Source organism: Streptomyces sp. 7-21 (genome assembly GCF_016741785.1).
Taxonomy (GTDB): Bacteria; Actinomycetota; Actinomycetes; order Streptomycetales; family Streptomycetaceae; genus Streptomyces.
Window position 1 is genome coordinate 83,662 of record NZ_JAERRL010000002.1, and the last position, 14,782, is coordinate 98,443.

Genomic DNA, 14,782 nt, shown 5'->3' on the forward strand with positions numbered 1-14,782 from the left:
GTGAACGGAACTGGTGGATCCGGCGCGCTCGCGCGGCCCTCGCGCCCGCGCACGGAAAAACCGGCCCCGCCGAGCGGCGCGCTCGGCGGGGCCGGTCCGGTCGCCCGTGTCAGGCCCTCACCCGCGGGGCCGGTGAACCCGCCCAGGGGAGAGGCGGGTTCACCACGCGAGGCCCGCCAGGTGTCCGGCGACCCGGTCCTGGTCCCACGCGCCGTCGGCGACGACGATGCGGTACCGGAAGGCGAACGACTGCTGCGGCTCCAGCGCGAACTCCTCGAAGAACGCCCAGGAGAACGCCACCGTCGGGATGGGAACCGACCGCACGAACCAGTGCGAGGGGTGGATGGCGTCCTCGCCGAGGTTCTCCGGGGCATGGGCGAAGACCAGTGTCGAGTGCGCGTCCACGTCGTCGTGTTCGGCCGTGAACGCGATCCACGGCATCTCCGCGGCCGGGGTGCCCATGGTCTCCTGGTCCGTGGACGGGCCGGCGGGCGTGAGCACCTGGCCGCCGGTGAAGTCGCGCGGGCCGCGCCACTGCAGGCCGGTGTACCCGGCCATCTCGCGCCCCGCCGTCGTCGGGGAGCCGAACCGCAGCGGTTCGCTGCGGATGTTGGTCAGCCGGATCGACCAGTCCAGCACGTAGGCGCCCGCGGCCTCGTCGACCGAGTGGACGGCCACGCCCCGCTGTTCACGCGCCCACTCCTCGCCGCCGTAGCTGATCCAGGTCAGGTCCTCGGCGATGTCCAGCCGGCCGCCGGCCGCATCGACCGCCGAGAAGCCGTCGTGCCGCATCCAGCCCACCCGCTCGGGCACGCGCTGGTAGCCCTGGTCGGGGCCGAGGTAGGAGTTGCCGCCCCAGAAGTTCTGCCCGGACAGGTGGCTGGCGGTCATCTGGACGCCCTTGTGCCAGCGGTGGTCGCTGGGCCGGTAGCCGGTGACCAGGTTGCCGGCGAGGGTGCGCAGCGGGTGGATGTAGGGCTTGCGGGACTCGTAGGGGTCGGGGTCGGGGCGGTAGACGTACGCCAGCAGGTCAGCGTCGCCGGCGCTGACGGTGACGCGGTCGCCGTGGACGTGGGTGACGTTCAGCGTCATCGGCTCGGGCTCCAGTCCGGGTGGTTGCCGTGCATCGCTTCGTAGTAGGGGTCGCCGGGCTTGATCTCCCCGGCGCGCACCGGGGCTCCGGTGAACGCGGACTTGTACAGCGCCGCGGCGAACTCGATGGTGCGGCGGGCCTCCTGGCCGCTGCCGGGCGGGCGCTCGCCGCGCTCGTAGGCGTCGAGCACGGCGCCGAGCTGCACGGTGTGCGAGCTGGGCACGTCCTCGGCCGGGGTGCGCCAGCGGGCGACGCGCTCCTCGTCGTCCAGGCCGGGGCGGGGGGTGTAGACCCAGTCCTCGTTGCGGTGCCCGTACAGGTGCGTGAGTTCGACGGTGGCGTCGGCGCAGTCGATGCGGATGCGGCTGACCTCGTCGGGCGACAGGACACTGTTGACGACCGTGGCCATGGCGCCGCTGGCGAAGCGGACCAGGGCGGTGGAGACGTCCTCGCTCTCGACGTCGTGCACCAGGCGGGCGGCCATGGCGCGGATCTCGGTCCAGTCGCCGAGCAGGTGCAGCAGCAGGTCGTACTGGTGGATGCCGTGGCCCATGGTGGGGCCGCCGCCCTCGGTGGCCCAGCGGCCGCGCCAGGGGACGGCGTAGTAGGCGGTGTCGCGGTGCCAGGTGGTCTGGCAGTGGGCCACCAGCGGGGCGCCCAGCTCGCCGCTGGCTATCAGCTGGCGGGCGTGGACCGCGCCGGAGCCGTAGCGGTGCTGGAAGACCACCGAGGCGTAGACGCCGGTGGCCTGTTCGGCGGCGGCGATCTCGTCGTACTCCGCCAGGGAGAGGGTGAGGGGCTTCTCGCACAGCACCCAGGCGCCGGCCTGGAGCGCGGCGATGGTCTGCTCGCGGTGCAGCGAGGGCGGGGTGCCGATCAGGACCAGGTCGGGCCGGGCCTCGGCGAGCATGGCGGCCAGGTCGGTGTAGCCGCGCACGCCGGGGAGGCCCGCGGCGGCGGCCGCCTCGCGGAAGGCGTCCAGCCGTGCGGCGTCGATGTCCACCGCGGCGACCAGCTCGACCCGCTCCGCGTGCGCCGCAAGGGCGGGCAGGTGGCTCCCGGTCACGATGGCGCCGGTGCCGATGACGGCCGCGCGCAGACGGGTGGGAGGGGAGGGCATGAAGAAGCTCCTCAGCTGGTCAGTAAGCGCTTGCAGTCTCGCTGCACTCTATGCTTGGGTGATCGATCACACAAGCCCTTGGCCAGCCGGATCGCCCGCCGCTGCGGGGACCGGCGCGGGCCGGGGCCTACCCCGCCGCGTTGATGGAGTCGCCCAGCTCGCTGAGGAACGCCTCGGCGGCCTCCTCGGGCGACGTCTCTCCGAACAGTACCTGCTGGTTGTACCGCACGAGCAGCAGCTCCACGTTGCTGGCGCCGTTGGGCGTGATCGGCGGCGTGTCGCCGACCTTCCCGGCCATGGTCTCGGTGAACTCCAGCGACTCCCGGCCCGCTTCGTCGAGGTGGGGCAGCAGCGCCTCCTGGAAGGCCGGGTTGGCGGGCTCGCCGCGGTCGAGGCCGAAGATCTCGGCGACGCGGGTGTCGTTGGTGAGGAAGTCGATCAGCAGGGCGGCCTCGGCGGGGTGTTCGGAGGTCGAGGCGCCAGCCCAGTACATGGAGGGCTTGAGGTACTGGAAGCCCTCGGGGGTGCCCTCGTCCCGGGGCCACTCCGCCAGCGCGTAGTCGAAGTCGGGCGCGGCCGACTGGTAGGCGAGGAACTGCCCGGCGGGGATGAACGACATGGCGGTGACGCCGGTGACCACGTGGGTCTGGTCCAGGGGAAGGCCCTGCACCTCGCTCAGCCGCCCGGCTGAGGGCGAGGCGCCGCTGTCGATGAAGTCGAGTTCGCGCTGCCAGTAGCTGGCCAGCAGCTCCGGGTCCAGGGCGAGTTCGCCGCTGGCGTCGAACAGCTCGCCGCCGTGCTGGCGCGCCCAGACGGTGAGGCTGAAGGAGTCGCCGCCCAACGGGCTCAGGCCGTACACCTCGCCGCCGGACGCCTCGGTCAGCTCGACCGCCACCTGCTCGAACTCCTCCCAGGTCCAGGAGGTGGTGTCGGGCAGCTCGACGCCGTAGCGCTCGAAGAGCGTGGTGTTGATCAGGATCGCGTTGGTGGTGGCGCCGGTGGGCACGGCGTAGAGGTCGCCGTTGACCCGGCCGGTGTCCAGCGCTTTGTCCGGGAGCGCGGAGACGTCGAGGATGTTGTCCACCGTGGACAGGTCCAGCAGCGCGCCGCGCTCGGCGTACGAGGCCAGGTACAGCTGGTCGAACTGGATGACGTCGGGCATGTCGCCGGCGGCCGTGGTCGTTGCCAGGCGGTCCCAGTAGCCGGCCCAGTCGGCGTACTGCGGCTCGACGTTGATGTTCGGGTGCTCGCGCTCGAACAGCTCGATGGCCTCCAGGGTCATCTGGGTGCGGGCGTCGGCGCCCCACCAGTTCATGGTGATGGTGACCTCGCCATCGGAGAGCTCGGGGTGGTACACGGGGTCCGCGCCCACCCCGCAGGCCGCGAGGGTGAGACCCGCGGTCGCCGCGGCGATGCCCGCGCGTGCGGTACGGGACATGTTCTTTCCTCTCTGGCTCGCTCTTCCCTCACCGCCGGCCGCTGCCGGGGAACCCGGTTATTTCCCGCCGGTGGTGGCGATCCCGCGGAGCAGGAACCGCTGGCCGAACAGGAAGACCAGGAAGACCGGGATCAGGGAGACGACGCTCATGGCGAACATGGCGCCGAAATCGGACTGGGACTGGGCGTCGATGAACGACCGCAGCGCGACCGGAACCGTATACAGATCGGGCTCGGTGACGAAGATCAGCTGGGTGAAGAAGTCGTTCCAGGTCCAGATGAACGTGAAGATGGTGGTCGTCGCGAGCGCCGGGATCATCAGCGGCAGCATGATCTGCCCGTAGATACGGGCGTGCCCGGCGCCGTCGATCCGCGCGGCCTCGTCGAGTTCGCGCGGGATGCCGCGGATGAACTGCACCATCAGGAAGATGAAGAAGGCGTCGGTGGCCAGGAACTTCGGCAGGATCAGCGGCAGGTAGGTGTTGATCCAGCCCAGCTGGGCGTAGACGACGTACTGCGGGATGATCAGCACGTGGATCGGCAGCATGATCGTGACGAGCATGATCATGAATGCCCACCGCCGGGCCCGGAAGCGCAGGCGCGCGAAGGCGTAGGCGGCCATCGAGCACGAGATCAGGTTGCCGACCACCGAGCCGAGGACCACCAGGAACGAGTTCAGCAGGTACGTGGAGAACGGGCGGCTGAGCGCGTTCCAGCCGTCCGGGTAGTGGCTGAAGTCGAAGGTGTCGATGAAGAGGCCGAAGTTCGAGAAGATGTCCTCGTTCGGCCGCAGCGAACTGGCCACCATCCACAGCAGCGGGTAGATCATCAGGAACACGATGATGACCAGCCCGGTGTGCTTGAGGACGCTGGCGACGCGCCGCCGCGCGGAGCGGGATATCGAGGGCTGAAGGGCGTCAGTCATTGTAGAAAACCCAGTACTTGGAGGCCCAGAAGTTCAGCGCCGTGAAGGCCCCGATGATGACCAGCAGCAGCCAGGCGAGGGCCGAGGCGTAACCCATGCGGAAGCCCGTGAACCCTTCCTGGTACAGGTACAGCGAGAAGAAGAGCGTGGAGTCGCTCGGGCCGCCGGTGCCGCCCGAGATGATGAATGCCTGCGTGAACGACTGGAAGCTGCCGATCAGGCCCAGCACCAGGTTGAAGAAGATGATCGGGCTCAGCAGCGGCAGCGTGATGGAGAACAGCTGCCGCGTCCGCGACGCCCCGTCGGTGGCCGCGGCCTCGTAGAGCTCGCGCGGGATCTGCCGCAGCCCGGCCAGGAAGATGACCATCGGCGCGCCGAACGTCCACACGTGCAGGATGATGATCGTTCCCAGCGCGGTGTCCGGGTCGGAGACCCAGCCCATCCCCTCGATGCCGAAGACGCCGAGGAAGGAGTTGACTAGCCCGTCGGTGCCGAAGACCAGGCGCCACAGCACGGCGATCGCGACGCTCGCGCCGAGCAGCGACGGCAGGTACAGCACCGACCGGTACAGCGGCAGCCCGCGCACCCCCCGGTCCAGCAGCAGCGCCAGGCCCAGCGCGACGATCAGCTGGAGCGGCACGCCCACGAGCACGTACGTGAAGGTGACCTTGAGCGACTGCGCGAGGCGGTCGTCGGAGAGCATCCGGCGGAAGTTCTCCAGGCCCGTGAACTCCGGGTCCTGGAGCAGGTTGTAGTCGGTGAACGCCAGGTACAGCGAGGCGATCATCGGGCCGACCGTGATGCCCAGCAGGCCGATCAGCCAGGGCGCCAGGAAGACGGCGGCGGCCTTGTTGTCGGGCGTCTCCTCGCGTGCGCCTGGCCCGCCCCGCCGGAACCGCGACCGGCTCAGTGTCCTGAATTCGCCCAGCGCGCTCAACGGGACCACCCCGTCCGCCGCCACCGACCGGCCGGCGCGACGCTCCAGCGCCGATGAGGCGTGTGCACACGCATACCAGTGAGTCCTCTCCGGTGCGAAGGGGGAGGTTGCGCGCGAGGGGGCTCCCGTGCCGGGGCCCGCGCAACGTGGCGCGACTCTATGGCGAGGGTGATCGATCACACAAGGGCTGTGCGTCACCAATCCGCGAAGAATCCGAGAGCGTCACGGGCGGCGCCGGGGCCGCCCGGCCGGACCGGCGGCTTCGCTGTGCGAACGGTCAGGCGGCGGACGGCGGCCGCGGGTGCCAGCCGTCCGGGAGCGGATAGTTCCAGCCAGGCTGCCAGGCGAACGGCTCGCGGAGCGGCTCCGGCAGCGAGGCCGGCCAGCAGGCAGCCGAGCGCCCACTGGTTGGCGGTCTGCGCGGTCAGCGGCACCCGGCGGCCGTCCCGCTCAGCGGGAGAGGCCGCGGCGGAACGCGTCGGTGGCGGCCACCGCCAGCCGGCAGCTCAAGCCGCCGGGAACGGCACGCCGATGCGGTGCGGGCGCTCGGCGGCGACCAGCTCGGCGGGCTTGCCGTTCAGTTCGCCGTAGTCGCATCCGCAAAGCCGCGCGTCTCGGTGCACACGAGCGCTGCGGCCATGGCTGCCGTCCGCTAGCGGGCGCCGCCGGGGCGGTAGCCGGGGGCCGGGCCGGTGGACTCCCGCAGGACGATGCGGTTGAGCTCGGAGAAGTCCGTCCGCTGCACGTCCGGTTCGCCGCGCACCATCGCCAGCAGCCGGTGCACGGCCTCGCGGCCCTGCCGCTCCCGGTCCACGGCGATGGTGGTCAGCGACGGCCGGAAGTACTTGCTGAGGTCCGCGTCGTCCCACCCGAACACGCTGACCTGGCCGGGGACGTCGATGCCGAGGCTCTGCAGGCCGGTGATCACGCCGTACGCCACGTGGTCCGAGGCCGCGAACACCGCCGTCGCCCCCGAGCCGGCGATCACCTCGCGCGCGGCCCGCCACCCCGAGCCGGCGCTCCAGTCGCCCTCCACCACCGCGCACGACTCCAGGCCCAGTTCGGCGATGGTCGCCTCGTACACCGCCCGCCGGTGCCGCGCCGAGGCCCACCCCGGCGCACCGGTGACGTGCGCGAACCGGCGGTGGCCCAGACCGGCGAGGTACCGCAGCACGTCGGCGGCCAGGGAGGAGTCGGCGAACGCGCCGACCGACCGCATGTTATCGTCGTAGACCCCGTCGATAAGGATCGGCACCCGCGACTGGGCCACCGCAGCGGGCAGCTCGTCCCCCTCGCCCAGCGTCGTGAACGACAGGATGCCGTCGGCGCTCTCCGGTTGCAGCAGCGCCTCCAGCCGCTCCGCGCGCGCGGCGGCGTCGCCCTCCAGGCTCACCACGTCCAGCAGGTATCCCGCCTCGTGCGCCGCTGCCGCCGCGCCGCCGAGGATGCGCGCGGGCAGCCGCTCCGTCGAGCCGGGGAAGATGACCGCGATGCGGTTGGTCCGGCGGGTGCGCATGGTCCGCGCCGCCCGGTTCGGCCGGTAGCCGAGCTCCGCGACAGCGCGCGCGACCCGCTCCGTCGTCTCGGGCCGCATGGCCGGATCCTTGCGCAGGAAGCGGGAGACGGTCTGGTGGGACACCCCGGCCAGCCGCGCCACCTCGTAGATCGTCGGCGGCTTCTTCCCGTTGTCGTTCCCGTTCCTGGCGTTCCCGTTCTGCGCGCCGCGCGGGCGCGGTACCTGCCCGTCCGTCACCCGCCGCCTCCTGCCACCGCCGTGAACAGGGGAAGTGTAAGGCCTGCGGCGCGTGAGGTCGCGGGCTTGGTGCGGGCCGGTTTCCCGGGGGCAGCGGCCGGTCAGCGGCTGGTCAGTGCCGGAACAGCGCGTTGTCCAGGTCGTCGTCGAGGCACTGGCGGACCTTGTCGGTCAGCGAGCCGCTGGTGGCCTCGTCCACGACCTGGAGCACGCAGCGCGCCTCGTACGCCGCCTTCGACGGGTCGGCGCCGCTGCGCTGCGCGACGCGGTCGAAGAACTCCTGGCGGCTCATCCGCACCCCGGTCCGGGGCTCGTCGGCCGCGAACGCGACGCGGCGCAGGTGCTCGCCCACCTCGGTCGGCAGCTGGGAGGCCAGGTTGACCGCGAGCGTCGACGGCACGCGTTCGGCCAGCGTCTCCAGGCTGGCCCGGGTCGCCGTCTCCGCGGCGCCGCGGCTGCCGAGCCGGGCCCGGGCCTGCACCTGTCCCACGAACTGATCATGTTGCACGGCGGGTCTCCTCGGTTCGCATTCGCATCCGTGATGCCGTCGCTCGGCCGAACGACGAGGCAGCTCCTGGTGCCGGAGTTCCCCGCCGCCCGCGGCGGAAACCGCTGCTGCCGGCGAGGGACCCGGCACGCCGCGCCACCGCGCCTCACTGCTGGCGGTGTGCCTCGCGCAGGCTGGCGGCCAGCTCTTCCTTGTCCATGTCCGACCGGCCGGCCACGCCCTCCGCCTGGGCGCGCTCGTACAGCTCCTCCCGTGTCAGGCTCGCCAGCGCCTCCTCGCCGCCGGGCGCCTCCTGGAGCACCTCGGTGCGGCGCTGGCTGAACTCCTCGCCGAGCCGCGACAGCCCGTCGTCGCCGACGGCCTCGCGCAGCGCGGGCAGCACCTCGGACTCCTCGGTCTCCACGTGGAGGGCGACGGCGCTGACCAGCTCGTCCAGGACCGAGGCGAAGTCGTTCCCGCCGGGGTCGAGGCGGGTGAGCCGCTGGGCCAGCTCCTCGGCTTCCTGGTGCTCCTCCTCGCTGTGCCGCACCAGGTCCTTCTCGCCGGGCGCCGCCTTCGCGATCACCGGGTAGACCCGTTCCTCCTCGGCGCGGGAGTGCGCCATCAGCAGCGCGCACAGGACGCTGGCCAGCCGTGCCCGGTCCCCCTCGCCCGACCGCAGCGCGTCGAACAGCCGCTCGACCTCCCGGTGGGCGGAGGTGATCAAGGTGATGACGTCCTTGGCCATGGTTGCGCTCCCTTCGTCCGGTCCGGGTTCTCCGCCCGGCTGTCATCGACGGGTGGCCTCGGGGAGCGCGGCGGCGGGCGCCGGACAGCCACGCCCCGCGGCAGGCGCGTTCCACCTGAATACCCGCCGTCTGGCGCAGAGGTGCATGTGGTGGGGGCAGCCGCGCGGGGCGGGACGTCACGGAGCCCCGCCGCTCCGCGAGCCGGGCGGCGGGGCTCCGCCGGGTCGCGTCATCCCTTGAGATAGTCGACGAACGCCTGCCAGGCGCCGGCGGACACGGCCAGGGCGCGTTGAGGGTTCTTGGAGTCGCGCACGGGCACGACGCCGGGGATGTTCCGGGCGAACTCGACGCACTGCTCGCCGTTTCCGTTGCTGTAGCTGGACTTCGCCCACACGGCGTGGGACAGACCGAAGCCGGTGCTCATGTGGTGGTACCCCCCCTCAACCGGGTGCTGGCTTACACACGATCACAGATCAGCGCGAAGAGGTCGACCGTGCCGTCGCCGTTCGTGACACACCTGCCCGCCGCCCGTTCTCCGCGTGCCGGGCGGTGGCCGGTCTTCAGCCGGCGCCGATGTCCGGGCGGCAGGCCGCGCACCGCTCGATGCGGTCGCCGTGCTCGGCCAGCAGCCGCCGCACCTCCTCGGCGCGCAGGTCCGGCTCGCCGGGGCACCAGCAGCCGCGCCGGTGCAGCACGCCGCCCCGGGGCTGTCCCGGCACGCGCCGCCGCCACTGCACCCACCACCCGGGCCGCGCCGCCTCCTGCGCCTGCCGCCGTTCGGCCTCGGCGAGCGCGCCGCGCACGGCGTTCAGCTGGAGCTGGAGCCAGGCGGCGAGCACGCGCAGCCGGGCAGGATCGGGCGGCAATTCGGACACGTGTGCGATTCTAGGGATGGTCCTCCGCCCGGACCCGCCGGACCCCGCCGTGAGCCGGCGGCGGCCCGCGGCGGCCCTAGAAGCCGTACGGGCCGAACGGGATGTCCTCGGGCATCGCCGCTCCAGGCGGGAGCCGAAGGCGGCGCCGCTCAGGCCGAACGCGGCGCTGCTGAAGCCGGCCGCCACCAGCTGCTCGCGCACGCCCGCGGGATACCCCTCCCAGCCGGCCAGCGTGGGGTACTGCCACGTCCCCGCGTGGGTCTCCGGCGGCTCGTCGCCGGTGCCCGCCGGGCGGAAGCAGTGGGTGCCGATCCCGTCCTTGTGGTAGACGGTCTTCGGGTGGGTGCCGTCCCACTGGATCTCATCCCGCGGGTGGACGTCGAAGCCGCCGTGTGCCGAGGTGGCGACGTAAGCGGCCCGCTCCGGCTCGTCCTGCGGCACCCACACCACGACGTGCTCCCAGCCGTGCCGGTGCCCGCCGAGCCCGGTGCAGGGCAGCGCACAGCGCGTACATCACGGCGCACCGGCCGTTGTTGCATGCCTGCCGGGAGTAGCCGTTGGTGGTGTCTGGGTCCCAGGCGTCGTCCCAGGCGTCGTCCCGGGCGTCGTCCCGGGCGTCGCGGCACTCGCCGTTGAGCGCCCCGCCCGGTGCGAGGCCGCCGTTGCGGTGCCGTCCGGGCCGATGGCGGGCGGTCGGGCAGCAGCCGTCGGTGTCGTAGCCGCAGGCGGGCTGGAACGCCAGCTCCCGCGCGCTCGCGTTGCCCGGCAGCGCCTGCGCGGCTCCGCGAGCGCGGTGCCGGGCAGCCCCAGCACGAGCGCCAGCGCCGCGCCGCCGGCGGCCACCGCCCGGCCGGTCCATCCCTGTCGCCGCACCGCGTCCCTCCCGATTCCCCGCGCCAGCCGGCCTGCCCCGCACTTCCTCGGGGCGTGGCGGCATCCGCCAGGTCCTCCCGGGTGAGGGGCCGGTGAACCAACGAGGGATGACTGGCGCCCGTGCGCCCCGGGCGTGCGCCGTGCCGCCGCCCCCGGGCGGTGGGAAAGCGCAGGTATGGACCAGCTCAGCAGGCGCGTGTACCGCACGGCCCTCTACGACAGCACCCGGTGGGACCGCTTCCGGCCGCGCCCGGACGACATCGTCATCGCCACCCCGCCCAAGTCCGGCACGACCTGGACGCAGCGCATCACCGCGTGCCTGGTCTTCGGCGGCACCGCGCTGCCCGGGCCGCTGCGGCAGCTCTCTCCCTGGCTGGAGTTCCGGCACGACGACGACAGCCTTGAGACCGTCCTCGGCCGGCTCCAGGCCCAGCGGCACCGCCGGTTCCTCAAGACCCACCTCCCCGCCGACGGGCTGCCGCCGCTGCCGTCCACCGTCTCCTACCTGGTCGTCTTCCGCGACCTGCGGGACGTCGCTCTGTCGTTCCACCACCACATGCGCGCCAGCGGGGTGCACGGCCCGCTGCCGAGCGATCCGCGCGCCTTCTGGCGGGCGTTCTTCTCCGGCCAGTCCTTCGGGCGCGGCGGCACGATCACGCTGGAACGCTTCACGGCACACCTGACATCCTGGTGGCCGCTGCGGCACGAACCGCGCGTGCTGCTGCTCCACTACCAGGACCTGCTGGAGGACCTGCCGGCGCAGATGCGGCGCGTCGCCGCCCACCTGGGCATCACGGTGCCCGAAGCGGCCTGGCCCTCACTGGTCGCGGCCTGCCGACTCGACGCGATGCGCGCCGAGTACGACCGTGTGCTGCCCGCCCTCGGGCCCGGCGCCCGGCCCGGCCCGTGGTTCTTCCGCCGCGGCACCAGCGGGCAGTGGCGCGGCACCGTCACCGCCGGCGACCTGGTGCTGTACGAGCGGGCCGTCAGCGCGCTGCCGCCCGACCTGCGCGCCTGGCTGGAGCGCGAGCCGCCGGGCGCCTGACCGGCCGCACCGGCCTGGCCCCCGGGGGTGACGGCCTTCGCTGCTGGCAGATCCAGGCGGCCTGCGAGGGGCCGCGGGTCTACCGTGGCCGGATGCGCCCACCGCTGACCGGCACGGCCGCCGGCGTGCCCTTCACCGCGCTGCCCCCGGACAGCGGCGGCGCCGCGCCGCTGATCGTCACCTGGCACATGCACGCCCCGCCGTGTTCTGACGCGGCGTTCGCCGCGGCGCTGCCGATGCACGGCCTGCCCGCGTGGCGGGTGCACCTCGGCATGCCGGGGTGCGGGGCGCGCATGGCCGGCGGCCGCATGGACGCCGTGCGCCAACTGGTGCGCGACGACGCCCTGAGGTCCTACCTGGACCCGCTCGTCCGGCAGGCGGCCGCGGAGTTCCCGGCGGCGCTGGCGTCCCTCCGGGCACAGCTGCCCGTCAGCGGCGGCCCGGTCGGCGTGCTCGGCGGCTCGCTGGGCGGGGCGGTCGCGCTGCGGGTGCTCGCCGACTCGGACGTGCCCGTCTTCGCCGGTGCCGTGGTCAACGCCGCCATCCGGGCCCGGTCCGTCGTCAACCTGCTGACCGGCGGCTATCGGTGGGACGCCGAGTCCGAAGCGGCCGCCGCGGCCCTGGACTTCCTCGCCCGGGCCGACGCCGTGGGCCGCGCGCCGCTGCTGGTCGTCAGCGGCGAGTGCGACTATCCGCCGCTGCGCGCCGACGCCGCGCGCCTCGCCGGAGCGCTGGGGGAGCGCGGCGAGCTGCTGACGGTGCCCGGGCTGGCGCGTCCGCTCGCCGAGGAGCCCGGCACCGGGCCGGCACCGCAGCTGCCGCTGGCCCGCGAGGTGGACTCGGCGCTGACCGCGTGGTTCCGGCGGCACCTCGCGGGCGGGGGCTGAGGCGGGCGGGGCCGCCGGGGCGTGTGCGCTGGGAGCCCGCCGTGCGGCGACGCGCACCCTGATGCGCCAGCGCCACCCCGGCCGGGAGTCTTAGATGATGAGTGGACGGTAAGCCATTCGGCATGCGTACGGGTGTGGCGGCAGCCGCGAGCGCTGCCTTCTTCGTCGTGCCGTTGTTCATCGTCGGCGTCGTTCCCTGGCTCCTCACGGGGTGGGACTCGCCCTACGACTGGTCCAGCCCCGGCCTGCTGCCGCTGCGGGCGGTGGGCGTCGTCCTGATAGTGCTGGGCGCGCCCAACCTCATCCGGGCGTTCGCCCGCTTCGTCACGGAGGGCCATGGCACACCCATGCCTCCCGCCCCCTGCGACCGCCTGGTCATCGGCGGGCCGTACAGCCGGGTCCGCAACCCGATGTTCGTCTCCGCGCTCGGCGTGATCTTCGGGCAGGCGCTGCTGTTCGCCGACCCCGCGCTGGGGATCTACGGCGCGGGGGTGTGGGCGTTCTTCGCCTTCTACGTCTACGTCCGGGAGGAGCCCAAGCTGAGCCGGATCTACGGCGAGCAGTACGACGTCTACCGGGCGGCCGTGCCCGCGTGGCGGCCGCGCCTGCGCCCCTGGCGGGGGCCGGGGGACGGCGGCGCCGCGGCGAGCGGCTGACGGGGACCGGCCGGGGGGCGGCGGGGCCCTCGGCCGGATGCCCCGCCGCCGCCCGCCGTCAGGCCCCGGCCTGCCGCTCGATCGCGGCGGGCCGCAGCTGGGCGGCGCGGACCCGCTCCACGTCGAGCTTGGTGGTGCGGTCGAAGCGGTAGATGCCGTTCTGCTCCTGGAAGACGTCGGTGAGCTGCGTGTAGCAGTAGCCGAACATCCGCGGGTCGTCGAGCAGGACACCGGTCAGCCCGGCGAACCGCGCGTGGAACTCCTCCTCGTCGCGCGGCCGGTCGCCGTAGCCCCAGGAGGTGGAGCGGTCGGTCCCGGCGGCGTCCGCCGCCTGCGGGTCCCACCAGATGCCGCCGAACTCGCTGACGAAGTAGGGCTGGCCGCGGTACGGCAGCGAGTACGGCGCGCCGGACTCGTGGGCGTTGGTGAACGGCTCGCCGCGCTCCAGCCCCGCCATCAGCGCGCGGAACTTCTCCGGGTCCTGCTCGTAGTGGTGCGAGTCGTAGACGTCGGTCTCGGCCACGCGGTGGCTGTAGCCGGAGGCGTCGATCACCGGCCGCGTCGTGTCCATCGCCTTCGTCGCCAGGAACATCGCCCGGGTGACCGAGTCGAGCTGGGTGAGGCGGTCGTGCAGCTTCTGGTAGGTCTCGTTCAGCGGGCACCAGCCGATGATCGAGGGGTGGGAGTAGTCCCGCTCCAGGGCCTCTAGCCACTGCCCGGCGTAGGAGGCGTCCGGCTGCTGGTTGTCGCCCGAGGAGCCGCCGACCTCGCAGCCCCAGTCGCCGAACTCGCCCCAGACCAGGTAGCCGAGGCGGTCGGCGTGGTACAGGAACCGCTCCTCGAAGACCTTCTGGTGCAGCCGCGCGCCGTTGAAGCCGGCCGCCAGGGACAGTTCGATGTCCTTCACCAGCGCCTCGTCGCTGGGCGCGGTCATCAGCCCGTCGGGGTACCAGCCCTGGTCGAGGACCAGCCGCTGGAAGACGACGCGCCCGTTGAGGGTGATCGCCTTGCCCTGGATCGCGACCGCGCGCAGCCCGGCGTAGCTCTCCGCCGAGTCGGCCACCTCGCCGGTGTCGTCGAGGAGTTCCAGCCGCAGCCCGTACAGGTGCGGGTCCTCCGGGCTCCAGGGGCGGCGCCGGCCGTCGGGCACCGGCAGGTGCAGCCGCGGCGCGAGGTCGAGGTCGGCGCGGGCCTCGGCCCGGCACACCTCGCCGTCGCCGTCGGTCAGCACGGCCCGCACCCGGTAGCCGGGACGGTTGCCGGACAGCGGCAGTTCGAGGTGGAACGCGGACCCGGCGAGGTCCGGGGTGATGCGGGGGCGCCGCAGGTGGATGTCGGGCACCGGCTCCAGCCACACGGTCTGCCAGATGCCCGTGGTGCGGGTGTAGTGGCAGGCGTAGTTGTCGTAGCGCATGGTCTGCTTGCCGCGTGCCTGCGGGCCGGACTTGGGGTCGCGGGCGCGCACGGTGATGACGGCCCGCTCGCCGGGCCCGGCCACGCCGTGCAGGTCGGCCGTGAACGGCGTGAAGCCGCCGCGGTGGCGGACGACCTCGGTGCCGTTGACCCAGACCGTGGTGTCGTAGTCCACGGCCTGGAAGTGCAGCAGGACGCGCCGACCCGCCCATTCCCTGGGCAGCGTCACCTCGCGCCGGTACCACACGGCGTGGAAGAAGTCGGTGTCGCCGATGCCGGAGAGCTCCGACTCCGGGCAGAACGGCACGAGTATCTCGCCCGTCAGCTCGCGGCCGAGCAGGCCGCGTTCCAGGCCGCTGTCGCCCCGGTCGGGCTCGAACTGCCAGGTGCCGTTGAGGTTGAGCCAGTCGCGGCGGACGAACTGCGGGCGCGGGTACTCCGGACGCGGGAGCGCGGAGGCGGAGTGAGAGGGCACAGATGCTCCTGGTGGGACACGGTGCTGCGATACGGCGTGCGGGCGCTCAGCGGCCCG

The 14,782-nt window shown here is 73.2% G+C and carries 15 protein-coding genes; 3 read left to right on the plus strand and 12 right to left on the minus strand.

All coding sequences use genetic code 11. The annotated features are described in order from the left end of the window. Positions 1–159: 159 nt before the first annotated feature. The 11 genes from JK356_RS02405 to JK356_RS22485 all read right to left on the minus strand — a co-directional run bounded on the left by JK356_RS02405 (position 160) and on the right by JK356_RS22485 (position 10,313). A complete protein-coding gene (locus JK356_RS02405) occupies positions 160–1,092 on the minus strand; it encodes a PmoA family protein (protein ID WP_201865804.1) in 933 nt (310 codons plus the stop codon). Further along, complete coding sequence (locus tag JK356_RS02410) at positions 1,089–2,213, minus strand: Gfo/Idh/MocA family protein (RefSeq protein ID WP_201865805.1); 1,125 nt, start codon at positions 2,211–2,213, stop codon at positions 1,089–1,091. Before JK356_RS02410 ends, JK356_RS02405 begins: the two co-directional genes overlap by 4 nt. A gap of 127 nt (positions 2,214–2,340) precedes the next feature. Continuing rightward, positions 2,341–3,651, minus strand: a complete 1,311-nt coding sequence (locus JK356_RS02415; RefSeq protein ID WP_201865806.1) for an ABC transporter substrate-binding protein — start codon at positions 3,649–3,651, stop codon at positions 2,341–2,343. A 57-nt stretch (positions 3,652–3,708) separates the two neighbouring features. Next, positions 3,709–4,575, minus strand: coding sequence for a carbohydrate ABC transporter permease (locus JK356_RS02420; protein ID WP_201865807.1), 867 nt, complete (start codon positions 4,573–4,575; stop codon positions 3,709–3,711). Next, a complete protein-coding gene (locus JK356_RS02425; protein WP_236670637.1) occupies positions 4,568–5,512 on the minus strand; it encodes a carbohydrate ABC transporter permease in 945 nt (314 codons plus the stop codon). Before JK356_RS02425 ends, JK356_RS02420 begins: the two co-directional genes overlap by 8 nt. A 652-nt stretch (positions 5,513–6,164) precedes the next feature. Further along, positions 6,165–7,265, minus strand: a complete 1,101-nt coding sequence (locus JK356_RS02430) for a LacI family DNA-binding transcriptional regulator (RefSeq protein WP_201865808.1) — start codon at positions 7,263–7,265, stop codon at positions 6,165–6,167. Positions 7,266–7,377: 112 nt separating this feature from the next. Then, positions 7,378–7,773, minus strand: coding sequence for a DUF2267 domain-containing protein (locus tag JK356_RS02435; RefSeq protein ID WP_201865809.1), 396 nt, complete (start codon positions 7,771–7,773; stop codon positions 7,378–7,380). A 145-nt stretch (positions 7,774–7,918) separates the two neighbouring features. Further along, entirely contained in the window at positions 7,919–8,500 is a 582-nt protein-coding gene (locus tag JK356_RS02440; RefSeq protein ID WP_201865810.1) for a hemerythrin domain-containing protein, read from the minus strand. A gap of 230 nt (positions 8,501–8,730) precedes the next feature. Then, entirely contained in the window at positions 8,731–8,925 is a 195-nt protein-coding gene (locus JK356_RS02445; protein ID WP_201865811.1) for a DUF397 domain-containing protein, read from the minus strand. A gap of 136 nt (positions 8,926–9,061) precedes the next feature. Beyond that, a complete protein-coding gene (locus tag JK356_RS22480; protein WP_374100588.1) occupies positions 9,062–9,826 on the minus strand; it encodes an NPP1 family protein in 765 nt (254 codons plus the stop codon). Then, on the minus strand, positions 9,738–10,313 hold the full coding sequence (locus JK356_RS22485; RefSeq protein WP_374100589.1) for an NPP1 family protein: 576 nt from the start codon (positions 10,311–10,313) through the stop codon (positions 9,738–9,740). The genes JK356_RS22480 and JK356_RS22485 overlap by 89 nt, the downstream gene beginning before the upstream one ends. A 111-nt stretch (positions 10,314–10,424) precedes the next feature. Here JK356_RS22485 and JK356_RS02460 point away from each other — a divergent pair, with 111 nt between their 5' ends. The 3 genes from JK356_RS02460 to JK356_RS02470 all read left to right on the plus strand — a co-directional run bounded on the left by JK356_RS02460 (position 10,425) and on the right by JK356_RS02470 (position 12,837). Then, on the plus strand, positions 10,425–11,294 hold the full coding sequence (locus tag JK356_RS02460) for a sulfotransferase domain-containing protein (RefSeq protein WP_201865813.1): 870 nt from the start codon (positions 10,425–10,427) through the stop codon (positions 11,292–11,294). A 92-nt stretch (positions 11,295–11,386) separates the two neighbouring features. Next, positions 11,387–12,181, plus strand: a complete 795-nt coding sequence (locus tag JK356_RS02465) for an alpha/beta hydrolase (protein WP_201865814.1) — start codon at positions 11,387–11,389, stop codon at positions 12,179–12,181. Positions 12,182–12,303: 122 nt separating this feature from the next. Then, on the plus strand, positions 12,304–12,837 hold the full coding sequence (locus JK356_RS02470; protein ID WP_201865815.1) for an isoprenylcysteine carboxylmethyltransferase family protein: 534 nt from the start codon (positions 12,304–12,306) through the stop codon (positions 12,835–12,837). A gap of 58 nt (positions 12,838–12,895) precedes the next feature. Here JK356_RS02470 and JK356_RS02475 read toward each other — a convergent pair whose 3' ends face one another. Next, positions 12,896–14,725, minus strand: a complete 1,830-nt coding sequence (locus JK356_RS02475) for a glycoside hydrolase family 2 protein (protein ID WP_201865816.1) — start codon at positions 14,723–14,725, stop codon at positions 12,896–12,898. Between the last annotated feature and the right edge of the window lie 57 nt (positions 14,726–14,782).

What these genes read in the sequence shown, in the direction of transcription:
- JK356_RS02445 (WP_201865811.1), bottom strand. Translation starts at nt 8,925, where the DNA reads ATGAGCACCGGCTTCGGTCTGTCCCACGCCGTGTGGGCGAAGTCCAGC.
- JK356_RS02465 (WP_201865814.1), top strand. Translation starts at nt 11,387, where the DNA reads ATGCGCCCACCGCTGACCGGCACGGCCGCCGGCGTGCCCTTCACCGCG.
- JK356_RS02460 (WP_201865813.1), top strand. Translation starts at nt 10,425, where the DNA reads ATGGACCAGCTCAGCAGGCGCGTGTACCGCACGGCCCTCTACGACAGC.
- JK356_RS02420 (WP_201865807.1), bottom strand. Translation starts at nt 4,575, where the DNA reads ATGACTGACGCCCTTCAGCCCTCGATATCCCGCTCCGCGCGGCGGCGC.
- JK356_RS02405 (WP_201865804.1), bottom strand. Translation starts at nt 1,092, where the DNA reads ATGACGCTGAACGTCACCCACGTCCACGGCGACCGCGTCACCGTCAGC.
- JK356_RS22485 (WP_374100589.1), bottom strand. Translation starts at nt 10,313, where the DNA reads ATGCCGCCACGCCCCGAGGAAGTGCGGGGCAGGCCGGCTGGCGCGGGG.
- JK356_RS02415 (WP_201865806.1), bottom strand. Translation starts at nt 3,651, where the DNA reads ATGTCCCGTACCGCACGCGCGGGCATCGCCGCGGCGACCGCGGGTCTC.
- JK356_RS02470 (WP_201865815.1), top strand. Translation starts at nt 12,304, where the DNA reads ATGCGTACGGGTGTGGCGGCAGCCGCGAGCGCTGCCTTCTTCGTCGTG.
- JK356_RS02410 (WP_201865805.1), bottom strand. Translation starts at nt 2,213, where the DNA reads ATGCCCTCCCCTCCCACCCGTCTGCGCGCGGCCGTCATCGGCACCGGC.
- JK356_RS02440 (WP_201865810.1), bottom strand. Translation starts at nt 8,500, where the DNA reads ATGGCCAAGGACGTCATCACCTTGATCACCTCCGCCCACCGGGAGGTC.